This is a genomic window from Streptomyces sp. NPDC046887, assembly GCF_040644755.1.
Lineage (GTDB): Bacteria > Actinomycetota > Actinomycetes > Streptomycetales > Streptomycetaceae > Streptomyces > Streptomyces lichenis.
Window position 1 is genome coordinate 57723 of record NZ_JBEYXH010000035.1, and the last position, 21340, is coordinate 79062.

Annotated in this window: 18 protein-coding genes; 10 read left to right on the forward strand and 8 right to left on the reverse strand. The window is 75.0% G+C overall.

The window, feature by feature from the left end; translation table 11 throughout:
- Positions 1 to 94: 94 nt before the first annotated feature.
- Positions 95 to 1126 carry a glutathione S-transferase C-terminal domain-containing protein gene (locus ABZ945_RS26135; RefSeq protein WP_361274076.1) on the forward strand — a complete coding sequence of 344 codons (1032 nt, stop codon included), beginning with the start codon at positions 95 to 97 and terminating at the stop codon, positions 1124 to 1126.
- Between the two features lie 45 nt (positions 1127 to 1171).
- Here the strand turns inward: ABZ945_RS26135 and ABZ945_RS26140 are convergent, their stop codons facing one another.
- On the reverse strand, positions 1172 to 2563 hold the full coding sequence (locus tag ABZ945_RS26140) for an NADP-dependent succinic semialdehyde dehydrogenase (protein ID WP_361274079.1): 1392 nt from the start codon (positions 2561 to 2563) through the stop codon (positions 1172 to 1174).
- Positions 2564 to 2900: 337 nt separating this feature from the next.
- Between ABZ945_RS26140 and ABZ945_RS26145 the strand changes: the two genes are divergently transcribed.
- Positions 2901 to 3878 carry a YihY/virulence factor BrkB family protein gene (locus tag ABZ945_RS26145; protein WP_361274082.1) on the forward strand — a complete coding sequence of 326 codons (978 nt, stop codon included), beginning with the start codon at positions 2901 to 2903 and terminating at the stop codon, positions 3876 to 3878.
- Positions 3879 to 4174: 296 nt separating this feature from the next.
- Here the strand turns inward: ABZ945_RS26145 and ABZ945_RS26150 are convergent, their stop codons facing one another.
- Positions 4175 to 5389, reverse strand: coding sequence for an aromatic acid exporter family protein (locus ABZ945_RS26150; RefSeq protein ID WP_361274085.1), 1215 nt, complete (start codon positions 5387 to 5389; stop codon positions 4175 to 4177).
- On the reverse strand, positions 5386 to 6270 hold the full coding sequence (locus ABZ945_RS26155; RefSeq protein WP_361274088.1) for an SDR family oxidoreductase: 885 nt from the start codon (positions 6268 to 6270) through the stop codon (positions 5386 to 5388). Before ABZ945_RS26155 ends, ABZ945_RS26150 begins: the two co-directional genes overlap by 4 nt.
- A 292-nt stretch (positions 6271 to 6562) precedes the next feature.
- Between ABZ945_RS26155 and ABZ945_RS26160 the strand changes: the two genes are divergently transcribed.
- The 4 genes from ABZ945_RS26160 to ABZ945_RS26175 all read left to right on the forward strand — a co-directional run bounded on the left by ABZ945_RS26160 (position 6563) and on the right by ABZ945_RS26175 (position 13034).
- A complete protein-coding gene (locus ABZ945_RS26160; protein WP_361274091.1) occupies positions 6563 to 7510 on the forward strand; it encodes a reprolysin-like metallopeptidase in 948 nt (315 codons plus the stop codon).
- A gap of 88 nt (positions 7511 to 7598) precedes the next feature.
- Positions 7599 to 11081: an FHA domain-containing protein gene (locus ABZ945_RS26165; RefSeq protein WP_361274093.1), complete on the forward strand. Its 3483-nt coding sequence runs from the start codon at positions 7599 to 7601 to the stop codon at positions 11079 to 11081.
- Between the two features lie 52 nt (positions 11082 to 11133).
- On the forward strand, positions 11134 to 12087 hold the full coding sequence (locus ABZ945_RS26170) for a hypothetical protein (protein WP_361274096.1): 954 nt from the start codon (positions 11134 to 11136) through the stop codon (positions 12085 to 12087).
- Positions 12084 to 13034 (forward strand): serine/threonine-protein kinase, encoded by a 951-nt coding sequence (locus ABZ945_RS26175; RefSeq protein ID WP_361274099.1) that lies wholly within the window; start codon positions 12084 to 12086, stop codon positions 13032 to 13034. The genes ABZ945_RS26170 and ABZ945_RS26175 overlap by 4 nt, the downstream gene beginning before the upstream one ends.
- Positions 13035 to 13067: 33 nt before the next feature.
- On the opposite strand, the gene ABZ945_RS26180 is transcribed toward ABZ945_RS26175, so the two are convergent.
- Positions 13068 to 14339 carry a streptophobe family protein gene (locus ABZ945_RS26180; protein ID WP_361274125.1) on the reverse strand — a complete coding sequence of 424 codons (1272 nt, stop codon included), beginning with the start codon at positions 14337 to 14339 and terminating at the stop codon, positions 13068 to 13070.
- A 516-nt stretch (positions 14340 to 14855) separates the two neighbouring features.
- Here ABZ945_RS26180 and ABZ945_RS26185 point away from each other — a divergent pair.
- Together ABZ945_RS26185 and ABZ945_RS26190 are read left to right on the forward strand one after the other, a co-directional pair.
- The gene (locus ABZ945_RS26185) at positions 14856 to 15908 is read left to right on the forward strand and encodes a DUF6777 domain-containing protein (protein ID WP_361274102.1); all 1053 of its coding nucleotides are present in this window, start codon (positions 14856 to 14858) and stop codon (positions 15906 to 15908) included.
- Positions 15909 to 16137: 229 nt separating this feature from the next.
- Positions 16138 to 17139 carry an ABC transporter permease gene (locus tag ABZ945_RS26190; protein ID WP_361274128.1) on the forward strand — a complete coding sequence of 334 codons (1002 nt, stop codon included), beginning with the start codon at positions 16138 to 16140 and terminating at the stop codon, positions 17137 to 17139.
- A gap of 53 nt (positions 17140 to 17192) precedes the next feature.
- Here ABZ945_RS26190 and ABZ945_RS26195 read toward each other — a convergent pair whose 3' ends face one another.
- From ABZ945_RS26195 to ABZ945_RS26210, 4 genes are all read right to left on the reverse strand, one after another.
- On the reverse strand, positions 17193 to 17882 hold the full coding sequence (locus ABZ945_RS26195; protein ID WP_361274105.1) for a DUF305 domain-containing protein: 690 nt from the start codon (positions 17880 to 17882) through the stop codon (positions 17193 to 17195).
- A 121-nt stretch (positions 17883 to 18003) separates the two neighbouring features.
- On the reverse strand, positions 18004 to 18447 hold the full coding sequence (locus ABZ945_RS26200; protein WP_361274108.1) for a DUF6153 family protein: 444 nt from the start codon (positions 18445 to 18447) through the stop codon (positions 18004 to 18006).
- Positions 18448 to 18692: 245 nt separating this feature from the next.
- Positions 18693 to 19142: an SRPBCC family protein gene (locus tag ABZ945_RS26205; protein ID WP_361274111.1), complete on the reverse strand. Its 450-nt coding sequence runs from the start codon at positions 19140 to 19142 to the stop codon at positions 18693 to 18695.
- Positions 19143 to 19336: 194 nt separating this feature from the next.
- Positions 19337 to 19606, reverse strand: coding sequence for a DUF1876 domain-containing protein (locus tag ABZ945_RS26210; protein WP_361274114.1), 270 nt, complete (start codon positions 19604 to 19606; stop codon positions 19337 to 19339).
- Between the two features lie 154 nt (positions 19607 to 19760).
- Between ABZ945_RS26210 and ABZ945_RS26215 the strand changes: the two genes are divergently transcribed.
- Both ABZ945_RS26215 and ppk2 read left to right on the forward strand, forming a co-directional pair.
- Complete coding sequence (locus ABZ945_RS26215) at positions 19761 to 20201, forward strand: hypothetical protein (protein ID WP_361274117.1); 441 nt, start codon at positions 19761 to 19763, stop codon at positions 20199 to 20201.
- A gap of 142 nt (positions 20202 to 20343) precedes the next feature.
- On the forward strand, positions 20344 to 21340 hold a 997-nt coding region (gene ppk2 / locus ABZ945_RS26220; RefSeq protein WP_361274130.1), incomplete at its 3' end, for a polyphosphate kinase 2.

A 21340-nucleotide genomic window follows, 5' to 3' on the forward strand; every position in this document is an offset into this window, starting at 1 on the left:
GTACGGGAGGCGGGGCCGTACGAGCGGGGAGGGCGGTACGCGGGGCCGGGCCGGGGTACTCACCGGGTGTTCCGCGTACGGGGCCGAGGCCCCCGTGCGCACCCCCGAGGGAGAGGTTGCCGCCGTGAGCGAGTCCGGCGAGTTCCAGCGTTCGTCGAGCCATTTCACCGACCGGATCACGGCCGGCGCGGCGGGCGGCGACGGGAAGGACGGGCAGTGGCCGGTGGAGGCGGGGCGCTACCGGCTGGTGGTCAGCCGGGCCTGCCCGTGGGCCAGCCGCGCGCTGGTGGTGCGGCGGTTGCTGGGCTTGGAGGAGGCGCTGTCCCTGGCGGTCGCCGACCCGGTCCAGGACGAGCGGAGCTGGCGCTTCACCCTGGACCCGGACGACCGCGACCCGGTGCTCGGCATCCGGTTCCTCGGCGAGGCGTACCAGGCGCGTGAGCCGGGCTACGACGGCGGGATCAGCGTGCCCGCGATCGTGGACGTACCCAGCGGCGAACTGGTCACCAACGACTACCAGCAGCTGACCCTGGACCTGTCCACCGAGTGGGGCCCGCTGCACCGGGACGGGGCGCCGGAGCTCTATCCGGAGGCGCTGCGGGACGAGATCGACGAGCGGATGGAGGGCATCTACCAGGACGTCAACAACGGGGTGTACCGGGCCGGGTTCGCCGGCGGCCAAGAGGCGTACGACGCGGCCTACGCCCGGTTGTTCGCCCGGCTGGACCAGGTGTCGGAGCATCTGGCGGAGCGGCGCTACCTGGTCGGCGACACCCTCACCGAGGCGGATGTGCGGCTGTTCACCACGCTGGTGCGGTTCGACGCGGTCTACCACGGCCACTTCAAGTGCAACCGGAACAAGCTGACCGAGGACCGGGTGCTGTGGGCGTACGCCCGGGACCTGTTCCAGACCCCGGGCTTCGGCGACACGGTCGACTTCGACCACATCAAGCGGCACTACTACCAGGTGCACCAGGACATCAACCCGACCCGGATCGTGCCCCGCGGCCCGGACCTGCGGGGGTGGCGCACCGCCCACCACCGGGAGGAGCTGGGCGGCCGGCCGTTCGGCGACGGCACTCCCCCGCCGCCCCCGCCGACCGCCGAGGTGATCCAGCCGCTCTGACCGGTCGACCGGGCCCGGGCCGGTGGGGGCGGCGGTACGGGGAGGTCAGTCGGCCTCCCACACGGTGGTGGCGTTGCAGAACTCCTTGATGCCGTGGCCGGCCAGCTCGCGCCCGTAGCCGGAGCGCTTGACCCCGCCGAAGGGCAGCGCCGGGTGCGAGGCGGTCATGCCGTTGACGAACACCCCGCCGGCCTCGACGTCCCGGACGAACCGCTCCACCTCGTCCCGGTCGCGGGTCCACAGATTGGAGCTGAGGCCGAAGGGCGAGTCGTTGGCGAGTTCGACGGCCTCGCCGAGGTCGGCGACCCGGTAGACGACGGCCACCGGGCCGAAGGCCTCCTCCCGGTGGATGCGCATCTCGGGGGTGACGCCGGTGAGCACGGTCGGCTCGTAGTACCAGCCGCGCTCCAGCCCCTCGGGGCGGCGCCCGCCGCAGCGCACGACCGCCCCGGCGCGTACCGCGTCCTCCACCAGCTCCTCCAGGTCGGCCCGGCCCTGCTCGGTGGCGAGCGGGCCGACGTCGGTGGCCTCGTCCATCGGGTCGCCGACGGTGAGCGCCGCCATCTTCGCGGTGAAGCGCTCCTCGAAGGCCTCGTAGGCGTCGGTGTGGACGATGAACCGCTTGGCGGCGATACAGGACTGGCCGTTGTTCTGCACCCGCGCGGTGACGGCCGTGTCGGCGGCCCGGGCCACATCGGCGGAGGGCATCACCACATAGGGGTCGCTGCCACCGAGTTCGAGCACGGTCTTCTTGATCTCGTCGCCCGCGGTGGCGGCCACCGCGCGGCCGGCCGGTTCGCTGCCGGTGAGGGTGGCCGCGGCGATCCGGGGGTCGCGCAGCACGGCGTCCACGGCGCGGGAGCCGATCAGCAGCGTCTGGAAGCAGCCCTCCGGGAAGCCCGCGCGGCGGAACAGCTCCTCCAGGTAGAGCGCGGTCTGCGGGACGTTGGAGGCGTGCTTCAGCAGACCGGTGTTGCCGGCCATCAGGGCGGGTGCGGCGAACCGGACCACCTGCCAGAGCGGGAAGTTCCACGGCATCACGGCGAGTACCGGGCCGATGGGCCGGTAGCGGACGACTGCCCGGGCGGCTCCGGAGTCCTTGACGTCCGCGTCGGCCGGGTGCTCGTCGGCGAGCAGGCTCTCGGCGTTCTCGGCGTACCAGCGCATCGCCTTGGCGCACTTGGCGGCCTCGGCCCGGGCGGCCGCCAGGGGCTTGCCCATCTCGGTGGTCATGGTGCGGGCGATCTGGTCCTGGTCCTCGTCCAGCAGCTCGGCGGCCCTGCGCAGCAGCCGGGCGCGCTCGGCGAAGGAGGTGGTCCGGTGCGTACGGTAGGCGCCGACGGCGGCGGCGAGGCGCTGCTCGACGCCCTGGGAGTCCAGCTCGTCGAAGGTCCTCAGGGTCTCCCCGGTCGCGGGGTTGACGGTGGCGATGGGCATGGGATGGTCCTCCTCCTGGCGGCACGCTGCCTTGACCCTGCCGCGCTGCTCGCGGCCCCGCAACGCGAGCCGCCGCGGGTTGAGCCCGGTCTGCCGGGTAACCCGTGGCCGTATGGCACACACCGGTGAGAGCAGGGACAATGCGGCGCACGCGCCGGCGGCAGGGGCGGACGCGGCGGCGTCCCGAGGGGGCGAGGAGGATCCGGGCGGTGATCCAGCGGGCGGGACGGCGGGGGAGACGGCCGGGGAAACCGTGAGGGAAACGGCCGGGGAAACGGCGGCGGTCCGGGAAACAGCCGGGGAAACGGCCGAGGGGGCGGGTGCCGGCGGGGACGAGGTGGAGCAGCCGACCGACCTCCCGGCGTCCTCGTGGCGGGCGGTGCTCAAGCGCACCGGGGCGGAGTTCATGGAGGACGAGCTGCCCGACAAGGCGGCCTCGCTCACCTACTACAGCGTGCTGTCGATCTTCCCGGCGCTGCTGGTGATGGTCTCCGTGCTGGGCGTCGTCGGCGAGTCGGCGACCCGCTCGGTGCTGGACAACCTCCAGAAGCTGGCGCCCGGTCCGGTGCGGGACATCCTCGGCGACGCGGTGCGGCAGTTGCAGGACGCCTCCGGGGCCAGCGGTGTGGTGGCCGTGATCAGCCTGGTCGCGGCGATCTGGTCGGCCTCGGGGTATGTGGGCGCGTTCATCCGCACCGCCAACGCGGTGTACGACGTGCCGGAGGGGCGTCCGGTGTGGAAGCTGACCCCGTTGCAGGTGGGGCTGACGCTGGTGCTGATGGTGCTGCTGGCGGTGAGCGCGGTGATCGTGGTGTTCACCGGTCCGCTGGCGGAACGCGCCGGGGCGGCGATCGGGGTGGGCGACGCGGCGGTCGCCGTGTGGGGCTTCGCCAAGTGGCCGGTGCTGCTGGTGCTGGTCATCGCGATGATCGCGCTGCTGTTCTGGCGGGCGCCCAATGTGCACGGCCAGGGCTTCCGCTGGCTGAGCCCGGGCAGTGTCGTGGCGGTGCTGCTGTGGCTGCTGGCCTCGGGCGGCTTCGCGCTGTACGTCGCCAACTTCGGCTCGTACAACAAGACCTACGGCACCCTGGCCGGTGTGATCACCTTCCTGGTGTGGCTGTGGCTGTCGAACCTGGCGATTCTGCTGGGGCTGGAGCTGGACGCGGAGCTGGCCCGCCAGCGGGCGATCAGCGGGGGCCTGCCGCCGAGCGAGGAGCCGTATGTGGAACCGCGGGACACCCGCAAGTGGCCCCGCCCGCTCACCAAGCGACTGGCCGCGCGCCGCAGCGGGGCGGGCGGAGCGTCGTCCGCCTGAGCGGGCGGACGGGGACCGGGAGGGGGCCGGCCTGGGGAAGCGGCCGGTCCAGGGGAACGGCCAGCCTGGGAAATGGCCGGTCCGGGGAAGCGGTCACTCCGGGCCGGGTTGGGCCGGGCCGATTTCGGGAGGCCGGCGGGGCGGGCCGGGGGCGGGCCCCTGGAGGCGGTCCTGGTAGACGGCCCGGGAAGGCCGGTTTCGCTCCCGGGCCGTAGGGCCCGGCGGCTCAGGCCGTGCGGCCCGGTTCCTGGGCCCGGCGGCTCAGGCCGTGCGGCCCGGTTCCTGGGCCCGGCGGCTCAGGCGGTGCGGCCCGGTTTCTGGGGGCGGGGGTTACCGATGCGCGGCGCCCAGGGGCCGTGGCGGTGGCCGACCATCGCGTCGCCCAGGTCGTACAGCGTCTGCTGCAGCTCGGAGACCAGCGCGCCGAGCGAGACCGCGGTCTCCTCGTCCTGGTGGGCGACCCAGGCCTTGAGCCGGCGGTGGGCATCCCAGGCGCGGGCCATGGCCTCGTCCCGGTCGACCGGCTGCGCGGGGCAGCCGCCGCCGAGCGCCGCGCAGTCGCCCTCGCACACCTCGGCCATCGCCCGCATCAGCTCCGGCAGATCGGCCAGGGCCTCGCCCGAGGGCGGCCGCAGCCGTGCCTCGTCCCCTACCGCCTCGGCGAGCAGCCCGGTGAGCGCGGAGAGATGGTCGGTGATCCGCTCCCAGGCCGCGTCCCAGTCGGATGAGGGCAGCTCCGGCCCGCGCCGACGCATCCGGCGCGCCGGGTTGAAGCGGTCGCTCTCCCGCTTCCAGAGGCGGGCGTTGCGGATGTCGTCCAGCAGCCTCGGCAGCCGCTGGGCACGGGTGTGCCACTCCTGCGCCTCGGCCCGGTCGTAGCCGTCCTTCATCTCCTCGGCCATGTCCCGCAGCACCGCGGCGGTGTCCCGGGGCAGCCGGTAGAGGGTGTCATGGGCGTGGCGCAGATGCTCCGGAGGCAGGACGAAGGCGTTGACGCCGATGCCGATCACCGCTCCGACCAGGGTCTCCAGCAGCCGGTGGGCGATGTCGTAGCCGCTGAAGGAGCCGTAGACCAGCACGAACAGCGCGGTGGTGGAGGCGTAGACGCCCTGGTCGCCGAAGCGGGAGTAGTTGCCCAGCAGCATGGTGACGGGCAGCACCAGCGCCATGGACGCCATGGTGCTGCCGGTCAGCGCGAAGGCGAGGGCGGCCAGCACGGTGCCGGCGGCGATCAGCACGACCTGCTGGAGGCCGGTGCGCAGCGAGCGGTAGACGGTGTTCTGGACCAGCACGATCGCGGTCCAGGGTGCCATCAGCGCGAGCGGGGCGCTCCACCACCAGCCGGCCACCGCCCAGGCGAGGACGGCGGCCGCGGCTGCTTTCAGCGCCTGGACGGCGAGGTCGCGCTCCGGTCCGGCCCCGGTGAAGGCCGCGCGCACGGACCGGCCGGTTGCCGTCGCCTCCCAGCGGATCCGGTGCCAGATCCGGGTGGGCGCGAAGGGGGTGCTCACGGCAGCGGGGTTCCTCCGGTCGCGTTGACGATCTCGCCGGTGATGTAGCTGGACTGGGGTGAGGCGAGGAAGACGTAGGCGGGTGCCATCTCGGCCGGCTGGGCGGGGCGGCCCAGCGGCGACTGCTTGCCGAACCCGGAGGTGTCCGGCATGGTCGCCGGGATCAGCGGCGTCCACACCGGACCGGGCGCGACCGCGTTGACCCGGATGCCGCGCTCGGCGACCATCTGCGCCAGCCCGTGGGTGAAGGTGACGATCGCGCCCTTGGTCATGGCGTAGTCGAGCAGCGGCGGGCTGGGCTGGTAGGCCTGCACGGACGTGGTGTTGATGACGCTGCCGCCGCGCGGGATGTGCTTCAGCGCGGCCCGGGTCAGCCAGAACATGCCGTACAGATTGGTCTTCATCACCCGGTCGAACTGCTCGGTGGTGATCGCCTCGATGCCGTCGGGCTGGGCCATCTGGTACGCGGCGTTGTTGACCAGCACGTCGATCCGGCCGAACTCGCGGACCACCCGCTCGACCAGCCGCTCGCAGCTCTGCTCGTCGCGGTTGTCGGCGGCCACCGCGACCGCCTTGCGCCCGGCGGACTCGACCAGCCGGGCCGTCTCGCGGGCCTCCGCCTCCTCCTCGGGCAGGTGGGTGAGCACCACGTCGGCGCCCTCGCGGGCGAAGGCGAGGCACACCGCCCGGCCGATACCGGAGTCGCCGCCGGTGACCAGGGCGACCAGGCCGTCCAGCCGTCCGCTGCCCCGGTAGGACTCCTCCCCGTGGTCCGGCGGCGGGTCCATCGGCCCGGTGAAGCCGGGGTGGTCCTGCTCCTGGTCCGGGAAGTCGGGGCGGGGGTGGCGGGTCACCGGGTCGCGCGGCTCGGGATCGGTCATCGTGCCTCTTTCCGGTCGTCGGCGGGCGGCGGGGCGGTCGACGGGGGTGGGTGTGGTGTACATGGTCCGCCCTCCGCGTTCCCGCCGGCCGCCGCCCGAATCGCGCCCGGTGGTGTGGCGTGGCGGACACGGCGAGGGGCGGCCCGGGGCGGGGGGATTGGGCCATCGCGGTGAACCCCGGCGCGGCGGCGCATGCGGTGCCGGGCTCGTGCAAAACGCACCTCACGTTCCGCTCCGTGCCTTGCACTCCGCACCTTGCTCTCAGCGGATTCCTCTCAGCGAAAGGATGGAGATGCGCCTCGCCACCACCTCCGCCGGCGCCGCCGCGCTGGTGATCGTGCTCAGCGCGACCGGGCCCGCGCACGCCGCCGCCCTCTCCCCCGCCCGCGCGCACGCCGCCGCCTGCCGTGCCGCCGAGCCGATGCGGGATCCGGCACGGGAGTCGGTACGGGATACGGCCCGGGAATTGATGCAGGAACGTTTCTGCGCCGAGCCGCCCTTGCCGCGCCACGCGGCCCGGACGGTGGTGATCGACGTGCTGGCCGGCTTCACGCCCCAGGCGTCCCGGGAGGCGGGCGGGGAGCGCTCCCTACGGGCCCGGATAGCCCGGGCGGTGGCCTCGGCCTCGCAGGCGTTCGCGGCGAGCGGGGTGAACGCCCGGCTCCGGCTCGCCGGGGTCACCGCGGTCGCGGTGCCCGCCCGTATGGACCGGCCGGTGGACGCCCTGCTCAAGGGGGTCTCCCGGCGCGGCGACGGGATCGCGGACGGGCTGCCGGGCCTGCGCGACCGGCTGGGCGCCGACCTGGTCACGGTGGTGACCGGGAGCCAGGGCTCGGCCGGGCTGGCGCACCGCCCCCGTCGGGTGACCCCGCGTACCAGCGGCTACGGCTACAGCCTGGTCGCCCAGTCGGCGCTGGCCCGCCACTCGCTCGCCCACGAGATCGGGCACAACCTGGGGGCGATGCACGACCGGGTGACCGAGCCGGGCGGGCAGGGCAGCGCCCGCGGCTACTTCCCGGCCTCCGGGGCCTGGTCGACGCTGGAGGCGTACGAGTCGAGCTGCCGTCAGGCGACGGGCGGCCCCTGCACCCGGATCAACCGGTTCTCCAACCCCCGCCTCACCCACCAGGGCGAACGGCTCGGCAGACCCGTGGGAGGCTCCGGGGCGGCGGACAGCGCCCGGGTGTTCAACGCGGTGGTCCGCCATGTCGCCGACTACCGGCGGCGCCCGGTCGGCTGAAGCGACCGGGCGGCCGAGTCGACCCAGGTGGTGGGCGGAAGATCCGTTCCGCCGGGCATGTCAAGGTATGTCCCGATAGCATTCCCATATGGGAGAACACCCGTCCGAGCCGCCCGCCGCTCCCGAGCTGGTCCTCGACATCGACGGGGACTCCACCGTGATCGCCCCGGGCCGCGCGTACCGCATCGGCCGCGACCCGGACAGCGATGTCGTCCTCACCGACGCCCGGGTCTCCTGGCACCACGCCGTGCTCCGAGCGGACGACGGGCACTGGACAGTCCAGGACGAGGACAGCACCAACGGCACCTTCAGCGAGGGTGTGCGGGTGCGGGAGCGGGACGTCGGTCCCGGCAGCGTCCTGCGCTTCGGCCACCCGGTGGACGGTCCCCGCGCCGCGCTCTCCGCCCCTCCGGGCGGCGGTCGCGGTCCCGGGGACGGGCAGGGTGGCACCGCCCGCCCCTCCGGCCCCCGGGCACGGGGCGCCGAGGCCTGGTTCGGTCAGGGCCCCGGGCGGGGCGGGCGCCGGGGAGCCCCGGCGGACGAGGACTCGGGCACCGCGTACGTCCCCCGGGTGGAGCCGGAGACCGGCGGACCGGCCCGGCGCACCGGACGCCACGCACGGCACGCCGGGCAACCGGAGGCGCCGGCGCCGCGCGGCCCCGAGCAGGCCCGTACCGACGACCGGGAAGCGGCCGGACCGGACCCTGGCGCACCGGACCTCGGTACGGCGGTGCCGCCCGCACCGGCCGATGCGTACGGGCCCGCCCGTACCGGCGGCCCCAGGCCAGGGGTCGCACCGGAAGACCGCCCGGCCGCGCCCGAAGGCGGTCCGGCAGCACCGCCGGACGAGCTGACGGGACCGCGGGACGGCGTACGAGAGCCGCGCGACGGGCCGACAGGACCGGAGGACGGCCGACGAGAGCCACGCCACGGGCGGCCCGGACCGCAGGAGGGCGGACAAGAGCCGCGCCACGGGCTGGCCGGACGGCAGGACGGTGCCGGGCAGCCGCGCGACGGACTGACGGCCGCGGAAAGCGGCGCCGCGACACCGGAGAAGGGCCCGGCGGCACCCGAGGGCCAGTCGGCCGCACCGCACAGCGTCCCGGTGGCACCGGAGCCTGGCGCAGTGGCGCCGGAGGCCGGCGCGCCGGCGCCCGAGAACGGGCAAGTGGCGCCCGAGAACGGGCGGGTGGCGCCCGAGAACGGGCGGGTGGCGCCGGAGGGCCACCGCCCGGCGGCTCCGGAGACCGGCTCGGGGAGACCGGAGAACGGCCCGGTGGCGCCGGAGGAGCGCTCGGCTCCGCCGCATGCCGGGCCGGTGGCACCGGCGAGCGAACCGATCGCACCAGCGGACCACCCGGGAACGCCCGAGGGCATCCCGGCGACGCCAGAGAGCATTCCGGGGAGGCCGGAGAGCGTTCCGGGGAGGCCGGAGAGCTTCCCCGCGCGGGCGGAGGACGGCCTCACCGCGCGGGCGGAGGACGGCCTCACCGCGCCGATCGGGGCGGACGGGGCGCGGCAGGGGCCAGGCGGCGGCCGGGTCGGCGGAGCGCCGCCGCGGCCTTCCGGGGTCGCCCACCCGGCGGCCACCGGCACCTTCCGGCAGCCCACCTCCGTACGCCCGCTGCCCGCCCGGACCGTGCACATCGGCCGGGGGCCCGACAACGACCTGGTGCTCGACGATCTGACGGTCTCCCGGTCCCACGCCGAACTGCTCGTGCAGTCGGACGGCACCTACTGGATCCATGACCTCGGCAGCCACAACGGCACCTTCCTCAACGGCCGCCGGATCGAGCGGGAGGCGGTCCGGCTGGCGGCCGAGGACATCATCGGCATCGGGCACTCCGCGTTCTGCCTGGTCGGCGGGCGGCTGGTGGAGTTCACCGACACCGGTGAGGTCTCCCTCGACGTCCAGGACCTGGCCGTGACGGTGGACCGCGGGTCCAAGACCCTGCTGGAGGGGATGACCTTCCCGGTCGGCGAGAAGTGCCTGCTGGCGGTCGTCGGCCCTAGCGGCTCGGGTAAGTCGACCCTGCTCAACGCGCTGACCGGGCTGCGCCCGGCCGACCACGGCACCGTGCTCTACGACGGCCGCGACCTGTACCGGGACTACGCGGAGCTGCGGCGGCGCATCGGGCTGGTACCGCAGGACGACATCCTGCACCTCCAGCTGACCGTGCGGCGCGCCCTGACCTACGCGGCCGAGCTGCGCTTCCCGGAGGACACCGCCGCCGAGGAGCGCGAGGCCCGGGTTTCCGAGGTGATCGGCGAACTCGGGCTGGAGCAGCGGGCGGAGCAGCCGATCCACAGCCTGTCCGGCGGCCAGCGCAAGCGGGTCAGTGTGGCGCTGGAGCTGCTCACCAAGCCCTCGCTGCTGTTCCTGGACGAGCCGACCTCGGGTCTGGACCCGGGGATGGACCGCTCGGTGATGCATATGCTGCGCGGGCTCGCCGACGACGGGCGCACGGTCGTGGTGGTCACCCACAGCGTGCTGAGCCTCGATGTCTGCGACCGGCTGCTGGTGCTGGCGCCGGGCGGGCGGATCGCCTACTTCGGGCCGCCCGAGGAGGCGCTGCCGTTCTTCGGCTTCGCGCAGTGGCCGGAGGCGTTCGAGGCGTTCGAGAACGACCGGGACCGGGACTGGGCGGAGGGCTTCCGGGAGTCCCGGCTGCACCGCCAGTACATCGCGGGCGCCATGGAGCGGCCCGAGGTGCCCGAGGACCATGACGCGGCTCCTCCCGCCCCGCCGCCCAAGGCGCAGAGCTGGCTGGGCCAGTTGGGGACCCTGGTGCGGCGGTACGCGGCGGCGCTCAGCGCCGACCGGACCTTCCTGGTGATCATGGTGGCGCTGCCGTTCGTCATGGGGGCGATGGCCCGGGCGCTCTCCGAGGGCCGGTTCGGGCCGGAGTCCGCGCTGAACGTGCTGCTGATCCTGTGCGTCGGCGGGGTGCTCACCGGCGCCGCCAACGCGGTGCGGGAGCTGGTCAAGGAGCGCACCATCTACCGGCGGGAGAGAGCCGTCGGCCTGTCCCGGTCCGCCTATCTGATGTCCAAGGTGGTGGTCCTCGGCGCGGTCACGGTGGTCCAGTCGGTGGTGCTGACCCTGGTGGCGCTGATCGGCGTGCCACTGAACGCCCCCGGCGGCAAGGGCGTGCTGATGCCCCCGCTCATCGAACTCACCCTGGCGGTGGCGCTGCTGTCGTTCACCGCGATGATGCTCGGCCTCCTGGTCTCCGCCCTGGTGAAGAAGGAGGAGGTGACCATGCCGCTGCTGGTGCTGCTGGCCATCGTGCAGGTGGTGTTCTGCGGCGGGCTGCTCACGGTGCACGGCTCCCCGGTGATCGAGCAGCTGTCCTGGCTGGTGCCCTCGCGGTGGGCGTTCGGGGCGATGGGCGCGACCATCGGCATCCGGCAGATCGTGCCCGGCGAGAAGACGGACGACCCGCTGTTCGACCACACCGCGACGGCATGGCTGGTGGACATGGGGATGCTGGTGGTGCTGTGCGTGCTCTTCGGACTGCTGGTGCTCTGGCTGCTGCGCCGCCATGAACCGGCCGTGATGCGCAAGTAACCCGCCGCGCCGGCGGCGCGAAAGGAACGGGGCAGGCGAGACGAGGCGTGCGATGACGGATTCCGCGGAGTCGGGCAGGGCGGCCGGTGACGGCCTGAGGGACTTCCGGCCGAGCCATGTCGTCCCGGCGGACGGGCTGCCGGCCTGGGAGGCGCCCGATCCGGCGCGGCCCACGGTCCCGCTCGACCCCTTCCTGCCGGTGCGGCTGGTGGACCGGGTCGGCGACTGGGGCCAGGTGCTCTGCTCCAACGGCTGGGCGGCCTGGGTCGACGGCCGGCTGCTGGTCCCGGTGGGCTCCGCTCCCCCGGTGGCCGGGCGTCCGATGGGCACGGCGGACGACCCCCGGCCGCTGCTCGCCCGTACCGAGGAGGAGCTGGGCCGCTACCGGCGGGCGGCGGAGGACCTGGCCGCCGGGCGGTCGGACGGTGAGATGTTCGCCCGCCGGACGGAGGGGCTGCGGTTCGGCCTGGTGGCGTCCGGCGGGGCCCTGTGGGTGTTCGACGCCGGGCAGGACCGGTGGCTGTACTGCGACGGAGCCGGGCTCAGCCCGTACGCGACCGCCGGTGCCCCCTCCGCCGAGGCGCGCCCCGAGCAGCGGGACCGGGAGGCACCGGCCGCCGCCGGTACGGGAAGGTCGGACGCGCCGGAGCAGGGGGCCCCGGCCGGTCCCGAGCCGACCCGGCTGGTCACCCCGGACGAACTGCCCGGGGCGCCCCCGCTCGACGCCGAGCGGACCCGGGTCGTGGACCCCGACGAACTGCCGGCGAACCCGCCGGGCACGGATGTCCGGCGGACTCGGGTGGTCGACCCCGGCGACCTGCCCGCCGGACCCCCCGGCAGCACCCGGGTCGTGGACCCCGACGACCTCCCGGCGGGCCCCGGCCCTCCGGCCGCGGGGGCCGAACGGACCCGGGTCGTGGACCCGGACGAGCTGCGCACCGGAGCGGTGGCCGAGCCTCCCGTACCGCCACCTGATCGGGAGTCCGGTCCGGCGGAGGAGCGGTGAGCGCGGGCGGGGGCCGCGAGGGGCTGCCGGCCGGGCGGCAGTCCGGGCTGGTCGGGGCCCGGGTGGCCGGCTACCGGGTCGAGGGCGAGATCGGCCGGGGCGGGATGGCGGTGGTGTACCGCGCCCGGGACCTGCGGCTGGACCGTACCGTGGCGTTGAAGCTGCTCGCCCCCGAGCTGGCCCGGAACGACACCTTCCGCAAGCGCTTCGCCCATGAGTCCCGGGTGGCCGCGGCCATCGACCACCCGCATATCGTGCCGGTCTTCGAGGCCGGGGAGACCGAGGGCGTGCTCTATATCGCCATGCGGTACGTCGCCGGGCAGGACCTGCGGGCGCTGCTGGACCGCCAGGGCCCGCTGGAGTTCGCGCAGGCCGGGCGGATCGCGGCACAGGTGGCGTCCGCGCTGGACGCCGCGCACGCGCACGAGCTGGTGCACCGCGATGTGAAGCCGGGCAACATCCTCATCGCGCCGGGGACGGACAGCGAGCATCCGGAGCACGCCTATCTGACCGACTTCGGGCTCACCAAGAAGTCGCTGTCGCTGACCGGGCTGACCACGGTGGGGCAGTTCGTCGGCACCCTCGACTATGTGGCGCCCGAGCAGATCTCCGGGCGGCCGGTGGACGGGCGCTGCGATGTCTACAGCCTGGGCTGCGTGGTGTACGAGACCCTGACCGGCGCCCCGCCGTTCCGGCGCGACGACGACATGGCGCTGCTCTGGGCGCACCAGTACGACCCGCCGCCGGCGGCGAGCGGAGAGCGGCCGGGGCTGCCCGGGGCGGTGGACGCGGTGCTGGCCCGGGCGCTGGCGAAGACACCGGTGGACCGGTACGGGACCTGCCGGCAGTTCGTCGCCGAGCTGCGGGCCGCGCTGGCCGGCGACTCCGGGGCCGCCGCGCCGCCCGCGCCCCCGGCCTGGGCGCTGCCGGTCTTCCGCGAGCGGTAGCCGGGGCGGGGGCTCCATGGACCCGGGGGGAGCTCAGGGTGCGCCGGGCCGTCGGCGGTGGGCACCGCCTTCGCCACCCCGCTCCCGCCCGGGTGGGACGGCGCCGTGGTGGCGGGTGCGGGAGGCCAGCAGCCCGCCGAGGAGGCCGGCGATCAGGCCCCAGAGCAGCCCGAGGCCCACCGCGGCCCACAGCCGCGGTTGGAGCAGCACCTGGCCGCCCAGTTCGTCGAGTTCGATGACACCGAGCACCGAGAGGCCCAGCCGGGCGACCACCCGGGTCAGGGGGATGACCACCAGCATGGTGAGGGCGAAGGCGGCGCCGAAGCGGAGGGCGTGCTGCCAGGGCCGGGTGGACGGGGCGGAGCGGGCCGCCATGGTGAAGGCGGCGGCGATCAGCAGCACCGCGGCCACCGGGATGAGCCACCAGGCGCGGCCGTCCTGCTGGGCGAGCGAGGCCACGTCCAGCGTGGTGGTCTCCTCACCCCGCAGCACCGCGTCGAGGGCCTGCGGCATCGGCAGCCCGAACGGCCCCTGGACCCGGCCCTCCCAGGAGGCGCCGATGCCGAGGCCCAGGGCGAGCCAGACGACGTTGGGCAGGCCGAGCAGCAGCACCGCGAAGGTCTCGGCCGGGTGCCCCTTGGTCGCGGCCACCACCAGCCCGATGACCAGGCCCACCCCCACATAGGCGAGAAGGAGGAGCAGCATCGCCGAGGCGGCCGGGCGGACGGCCTCCTGGAACCGGAGCAGGGCGGCGGGCAGCGCGGCCGCCCGGGACACCAGCAGGGCGATCAGAAGCACGCCGAGCAGCCACAGCAGGCCGTAGAGCAGGGTGGCGCCGGTGTCGGGGCGGAAGCCGACCGTGGGGGTGGCGTCCAGCAGCCCGGTGATGATGTCCACGGGCGAGTCGGGCTGCGCCACCTGGAAGGTGTGCCGGGCGAAGGTGCCGAGCACCGCGAGGGCGGCGATCCAGAGCACGGCGGTGAGGGCGGTCCGGCCGAGGAGTTCGCCGGCCCCGGCGACGGCGCGGTGGCGCAGCGGGCGGAGGAAGCAGGCGCCGGCGACCAGGGCGCCGACCAGGGTCACCGACAGCGGCATCAGGGTGAGTTCGGCGTCGGTGTTGGCCAGCTCCCCGGCCTGTCCGGAGACATCGACCGAGCCGCCCGCGGCGATCAGCACCACGGCGGCCACCACATGCCAGAACGCCCCCGAGGGGAGGTCGGAGGCGCCGGCCGCCCAGAGGCCGAGCGCGGCCAGTACCGCCATGGCGACGAGCGGGGCGAGCACGGTGAGCAGGGCGTCGCCCACGACCGGGAGGGCTCGGCGCGCCCCGCCCGGCCGGACGGACGCGGAAGGTTCCTGTCGGCTCACCCCGCCACCGTAAGCAGCCCGTGCCGGACCCGCCCGCCGACCGCGTCCCACCGGGGCACCCGCTCCCCGTGCGTTCGGCTTCCGGTTGCGGGGGCCCCGGTCGCGCGACGGGCGGGCTCTCGTTCTCCGGTTGCGGGGCGGGCCGGTTCCGGGCGGACAATGAGCGCGTTACGGATGAAAGGGGCACATGTGCCTTCCGACGCGCCTTCGGACCGCCCCACGGGCCCGCCCCGGGGGCCCATGTCGGGTTCGCCCGAGAGACCACCCGGACCTCCGCCCGCTTCCGGTGAGACCCGCCCGGGCGGCCCGCCGTCCGGCCCGTCCGGCCCATCGGGCCCGTCCGGCCCCTCCGGCGGCCACGGCGGACCGGGGGGCTCGGGCGGCGGGGGAGGCGGCGCGGCCCCGGCCCCAGGTGGCCCCGGCGGCGGGCGGCCCCGATGGCGCTCCGTACCGGTGCTCGCGGCGATCGCCGCCGTGGTGGTCGCGGCGGTGGTGCTGGCGTTCGTCCTCGCCCGCTCCGGAGGCAACGGCGGCGGGGGCGAGGCGAGCGGCGGGCAGGAGACCATCCGGCTCCAGCCGGCGGCGGCCACCGGACCCGATCCGTTCACCCCCTCCACCGCCGAGAAGACCGCCGCCTCCGCCTCGCCGAGCACGCCGGCCCCCTCCTCGCCCGCGCCGTCCGGGAACGGGACCGTCCGGCAGTACGAGGGCTCCCGGCCCGGGCTGTACGGCGGCACCCGCAACCGGGCGAGCTGCGACGTGGAACGGCAGATCACCTATCTGACGGCCGAACCGGCCAAGAACAAGGCGTTCGCCGGGGCGCTGCGCATCCGCCCGGGCGATGTGCCTGACTACCTCCGCTCGCTGTCGCCGCTGGTGCTGCGCGCCGACACCTGGGTGACCAACCACGGCTACCGGGACGGCGCCGCGCGCCCGTACCAGGCGGTGCTCCAGGCCGGTACGGCGGTGCTGGTGGACGACCGGGGCGCGCCGCGGGTGCGGTGCGCCTGCGGCAACCCGCTGGGCGATCCGGTGGTGACCGGGAAGGCCCCTCGGACGGTGGGCACGCCCTGGCCGGGGTATTCGCTGTCCCGCACGGTGGTGGTCAAGCCGGCGCCGAAGCCGGTGGAGAAGTTCGTCATCGTGGACACCGGGACCGGCGACTGGATGACCCGCGAGACGGGCGACTCCAACGCCGACCGGGACCGGCCCACCACTCCCCCGGCCACCGAGCCGACGGACGGGACGACGGCGCCGACGACCTCGCCCGCGACCGAGACCGGGCCGCCGACCTCCGTACCGCCGGAGCAGCCCGAGCCCGAGTCGCCGGCCGACACGGGCGGCACGTCCCAGGCTCCCGAGCCGCCGCCGGACACCGACACCCAGGGTCCGGGGACCGGGACGGAGCCGCCGCCCGGGGACACCACCACCGGCCCGCCGCCCGGCAACGGCTCACCGGCGGCCCCGCCGTCCCAGGAGCCGGTCCCGCCGCCCTCGGCCCCCTGACCGGACCGCCGGGGCGGGATCACCGCCGCTGAGCTGCGCGTTCCACACGGTTCACGGCATATCGTCGGATTAGCCTGTGATCATGTCCGACACGCATGACCACAGGCCGACCGAGGAGACCGAGCACCCCGAGCGGGGAGGTGGGGGCGGGGAGGAGCCGGCCCACGAGGACGGGCATCCGCCGCACGGCGCCCATGGACGTCCGCCGACCCGCGCCGACACCTGGGCGATGTTCAAGCGGTCGCCCTTCCTGCCCGCCACGGTGCTGGTGTTCATCCTGGCCCTGGCCGCCGCGCTGTTCGCCGGCTCGTACACGTACACGATGGCCAACCCCACCCCCCGGCACATCCCGACCGCCGTGGTCGGACCGGCGGACTCCCCGGCCGGCGAGGCGTTCACCGGCGGGATGGAGAAGGCCCTCAACTCCTCGCTGACCCCGCGCCCCTACCGGAACCGGGCCGAGGCCCTGGAGGCGGTCAACGAGCAGCGGGTGTTCGCCATCCTGACGGTGCGGCCGGACGGGGGCGGGGTCCGCTTCGATGTGGCCGGCGCCTCGGGTTCGTCGGTGGCGCAGCTGCTGGCCCAGTCCGCGCTGACCGTCGGGAAGGCCACCGGGGTGCCGGTGCGGGTGGCGGACGTCAAGCCGCTGCAGAAGGGCGATCCCCGGGGGCTGGCGCTGTTCTACATCTCGCTCGCCGCGGTGATCATCGGCTTCGTGGGGGCGATCCAGCTCAGTGTGCACGCCCGGCCGCTCAACCCGGCCGAGCGGATCGGCTTCACCGCGCTGTACGCGCTGCTCGGCGGGTTCGCGATCGCCGCGACCGTGGACTGGCTGCTGGGCGCGCTGGACCTGCCGTTCGTGGAGTCCTGGCTGATCCTGGCGCTGACGATGTTCACCTCGGGGATGGTCTTCTCGATGTTCAACACCCTGATCGGCCGCTGGGCGATGCTGCCGACCTGGGGGCTGATGGTGCTGCTCGGCAACCCCTCCTCCGGCGGTGCGGTCTCCTGGCCGCTGCTGCCCTCGGTGCTCGGGCACATCGGCCAGTGGCTGCCGCCGGGGGCCTCGGTCAACGCCCAGCACACGGCGGTCTACTTCGGGGGCCACCAGCATCTCTTCCCGTTCGCGGTGCTGGCCGGGTGGGCGCTGCTGTCCTCCGCGGTGTTCTGGTTCTGGCGCCACCGCCACCCCGGCGGCCGGGACCGGGGCGGGGCGCACGCGGCGCTGTGAGGTGGGGCCGACCCCGCCGGCCGCGGTGCCGGCGGGGTCGACCCCCGGACCGGTCAGCTCTGGTCGAGCAGCTTCCGCATCCGGGTGATCTCGGCGCTCTGCGAGGCGACGACGGACTCGGCCAGCGTCCGGGCCGGCCGGTGGACGCCCTCGGCGAGCTCGGTGCGGGCCATCTGCACCGCGCCCTCGTGGTGCCGGACCATCAGCTCCAGGAAGGCCCGGTCGAAGGCCTTGCCGGAGGCCCGCTCCAGCCGGTCCATCTCGGCCCCGCTCATCATCCCGGCCATGGCGTGGCCGCCCTCGTGGCCGTCATGGCCGCCGGGCTCCTCGGCGGGCACCCGCTCGCCCCAGGCGGTCAGCCAGCCGGTCAGGGTGGCGATCTCCGGGCCCTGCTCCTTGTCGATGGCGGCGGCCAGCGCCCTGACCTCGGCCGAGCCGGCCCGGTCACGGGCCAGCTCCGCCATCGCGATCGCCTGGCGGTGGTGCGGGATCATGCCCTGCGCGAACGCGGTGTCCGCGGCGTTGCGGGCCCCCTCCCCCGGGTCTGCGGAGGCCGAGGCCGAGGCAGAGGGGGCCGGGGTGGAGGTGGCGCCATGGCCGGAGTGGCCGGTGGAGCCGGTGGAGTCCGCGCCGCCGCAGCCGGCCAGCAGCAGGGCGGCGGCGGTGAGGGCGGCGGCCGCCCCGGCGGCCCGGCGGGTGCGGGCGGAGGGCGGAAGGGTACGTCGGAAGGGGCGTGCGGTCATGGTGGTGCGACTCCTTGCGCGTGCGGCGGGCCCGGCCGAGGGCCGTGGCGGGCCGCGGTGACGGGTGAACGGCTCGGAGCACGGCGCCGCCCCGTGTGGCGGGGGCGCCGTGCGGGCGGGCCTATATGCGCAGGAGTTGGAGGCGGGCCAGGTCCGGTGGCGCCCGGTCGGTCGCCGTGGCGGCGCAGGGCCGGGCGCGCGGGGCCTCGGCGGTGGCCGCCTCGACCGAGCCGGGGGCCAGGGGCGCGGGCACGGGGGCGGTGGAGACGCCGCTCGCCGCGCAGGTCGGGTCGGCGTGCTCCAGATGGCCGCGATGGCCGCCGCCGGGGGCGGCGAGATGGTCGCAGTGGTCACCCGCCACATGCTCGGCGGCCGTCCGGGCGGTCCCGGAAGGCCGCTCGGGGGCATGGTGCCCGCTGTGGGCGGGAGGTGCGGCGGTGACGCCCATGGTGAGCGGGCCGGGGGCCAGGCCGTGCATGGCCACCACCCCGGCGAGCACGGCCAGCACCAGCAGCAGCCGGTACGCCGCGGGGCGTACGGGGCGGATGCGGTGGCCGGAGCTCATGGTGACCCATCGTAGGGGTGCCGCCGGGTGCGCCGTCCGGCGGCCGGTACAGCGGCGGCCCCCGGACGGTTACCGCCCGTCCGGGGGCCGTTGCCAGCAGCCCCGAGAGGTGGGGCGCTTGGAGTTAACGGGGCGAGTCTGCCGCGCAGGAGCGCCGGGAGGGCGTCGGCGGCGCCGGGAGGGGGTACGGTGTCACTCGTCCGGCCCTCGCGTCGATCCTCGGGGGTGGACTCGCCCCGGTGGGATCAGACCTCGCCGCGCCAGGAGCCGGTCTCCGCGCCACGGGACTCGATGAACCCCTTGAACCGCTTCAGGTCACCGGTGACCTGCCGCTTCACCACACCGAGCTTGTCCCCGACGGTCTCCGCGAAGCCGTCCGGCTCGAAGTCCATCTGGAGCATGACCTTGGTGGTGGTGTCGTCGATGCGGTGGAAGGTCACCACGCCGGCCTGCCGCGCCTCGCCCGCGACGGTGGTCCAGGCGACCCGCTCGTCCGGGATCTGCTCGGTGATCTCGGCGTCGAACTCGCGCACGGCCCCGTCCACCTTGGTCACCCAGTGCGTCAGGGTGTCCGAGCGCTGCTCGATGCGCTCCACACCCTCCATGAACTCGGGGAAGGACTCGAACTGCGTCCACTGGTTGTAGGCGGTGCGCACCGGAACGCGGACCTCGACGGACTCCTCGACCTGCGACATGTGTGGCATGTCCTTTCCGGGACCCGACTGCCTCCGGCCGTTCGCCGGCGGCGACCGCGTCGGCCCCTGCCGGAGGTCCTTGTGCCCACGGCAACCGCCTCTATGGCCCTGTTTGTTCGGCCTGGATCGGGACACCCGTCCGCCGCCCCCTGCCCCGGCTCGGGTAGGCGGCGGTCGTCACATGGCGGCGGTCGTCACATGGCGAGGTGCGCGGGGATGTGGGTCTCCTCCTCGATCTCGCCGCCGGCCTTGCGCATCAGGGAGCGGGAGAGCTCGTTGAGGCAGCGTGCGGCGGCGATCTCCTCGCCGATCCGCTGCTGCTCCCGGTCGTCCGGATGCCGGCGGGCATGTCCGTGCGCCCGCATCTCGGTGCCGTCCGGCAGCCGCAGCAGGCAGGCCGCCCGGGTCCTGCCGGCCTCCTCGGTGAACTCGACGTCCACATGCCATCCGACGATCGTCTGCATCCTCGCCACCTCCCGGTCGTCCCCTTCCCCCTCCCAGCGTGCACCCGCCGGGTGGCGGCCGCCGCCCGGGCGCCCGGAGCTGAACGGCCTGCCACCGGGGCCCGTACCAGTGACCGATCGGGCGGGAAGAGCGGACGGCGACGGGAGTGGGGACATGACGGAGCGGGACGAGCGGTTGGTGCGGGGTCTGCCGGACGGCGGCGCGGAGGTGGCGGTGGTGCTCCGGCTGCGCTGGGACGACATCGCGGCCCTGGGCCGGGAGGCGAGCCGGCTGGCCGAGCAGCGGGGCGCCCCGGTGAGCCTGGACGACGCGGTCAGCCACCGGTTGCGCACCTGGTCGTCGGTGACCGCCGCACCGGAGGACCGGGGCCGGGAGCGCGAACCGGAGCGGACCCGGGACCGGGTGGCGGAGGGGCCGCGCACGGTGGGCGCGGGTCCCACCGGGCAGTCCGCGGCGCCGGCCGGGGTCTCCGGGGCCGGCGGAGCGCCGGTGCTGCCGTCGGCCGGTGCGGCGGCCGAGCACCCGGCGCACACGGTGGGCCGGCTCGGCGGTACCCCGGCGGCCGTGGGCGCCGGTCCGCAGCACGCCCGGTAGGCACGGGGCGGCGGTGGGCCCGGCCCTGCCCGTACCGGATCGCGCAACCGGTCCGCGCGACCGGGATTCCTCCCGCCCAGCCCGGGCAAGCGGGCGTACGTACGCTGGGTGGGAGGCGCGAGGACGGGTGGTGGGACGGACCATGGGCGAACGGTCGGCCGAAGAGGACGAGGCGGAACTGCTGCTCCACGGGCTGACCGTGGACACCAGCCGGCCCGAGCAGCCGGTGCTGCTCGACGAGGACGGGGAGCCGATCCAGACCTGGCGGGAGAACTACCCGTACGACCGCAAGGTGCGGCGCCGGGAGTACGACCTGGCCAAGCGGGTGCTGCAGATCGAGATGCTGAAGCTCCAGCGGTGGGTCAAGGACACCGGGCAGCGGCTGGTGGTCATCTGCGAGGGGCGCGACGCGGCCGGCAAGGGCGGCACCATCCAGCGGTTCACCGAGCGGCTGAACCCCCGCGGTGCCCGGGTGGTGGCCCTGGAGAAGCCGACCGAGCGGGAGGCCACCCAGTGGTACTTCCAGCGGTATGCGGCCCATCTGCCGGCCGCCGGGGAGATCGTGTTCTTCGACCGCTCCTGGTACAACCGCGCCGGGGTGGAGCGGGTCATGGACTTCTGCACCGAGGAGGAGTACGGGCTGTTCCTGCGCCAGTGCCCGGCCTTCGAGCGGATGCTGGTCGAGGACGGCGTACTGCTGGTGAAGTTCTGGTTCTCGGTGTCCCGGCGGGAGCAGCGGACCCGCTTCGCGATACGGCAGGTCGATCCGGTGCGCCAGTGGAAGCTGTCGCCCACCGACCTGGCCTCGCTGGACCTGTGGGACGAGTACACCACCGCCAAGGTGGACATGTTCCGGGCCACCGACACCGCCGAGGCGCCGTGGACGGTGGTGAAGAGCAACGACAAGAAGCGCGGCCGGCTGGAGGCGATGCGCTCGCTGCTGTCCCGCTTCGACTACCCGAGCAAGGACGTGAAGGCGGTCGGCGAGCCGGACCCGCTGATCGTGGGCGCCGCCGACACCCTGCTGGAGCCGGGCGAGGAGAGCACCGCCCTCTCCCCCACCCCGCTGGCGCCGGCCGCCGACGGCCCGGGCTGGGCGGGAGGAATCCCGGTCGCGCGGACCGGTTGCGCGATCCGGT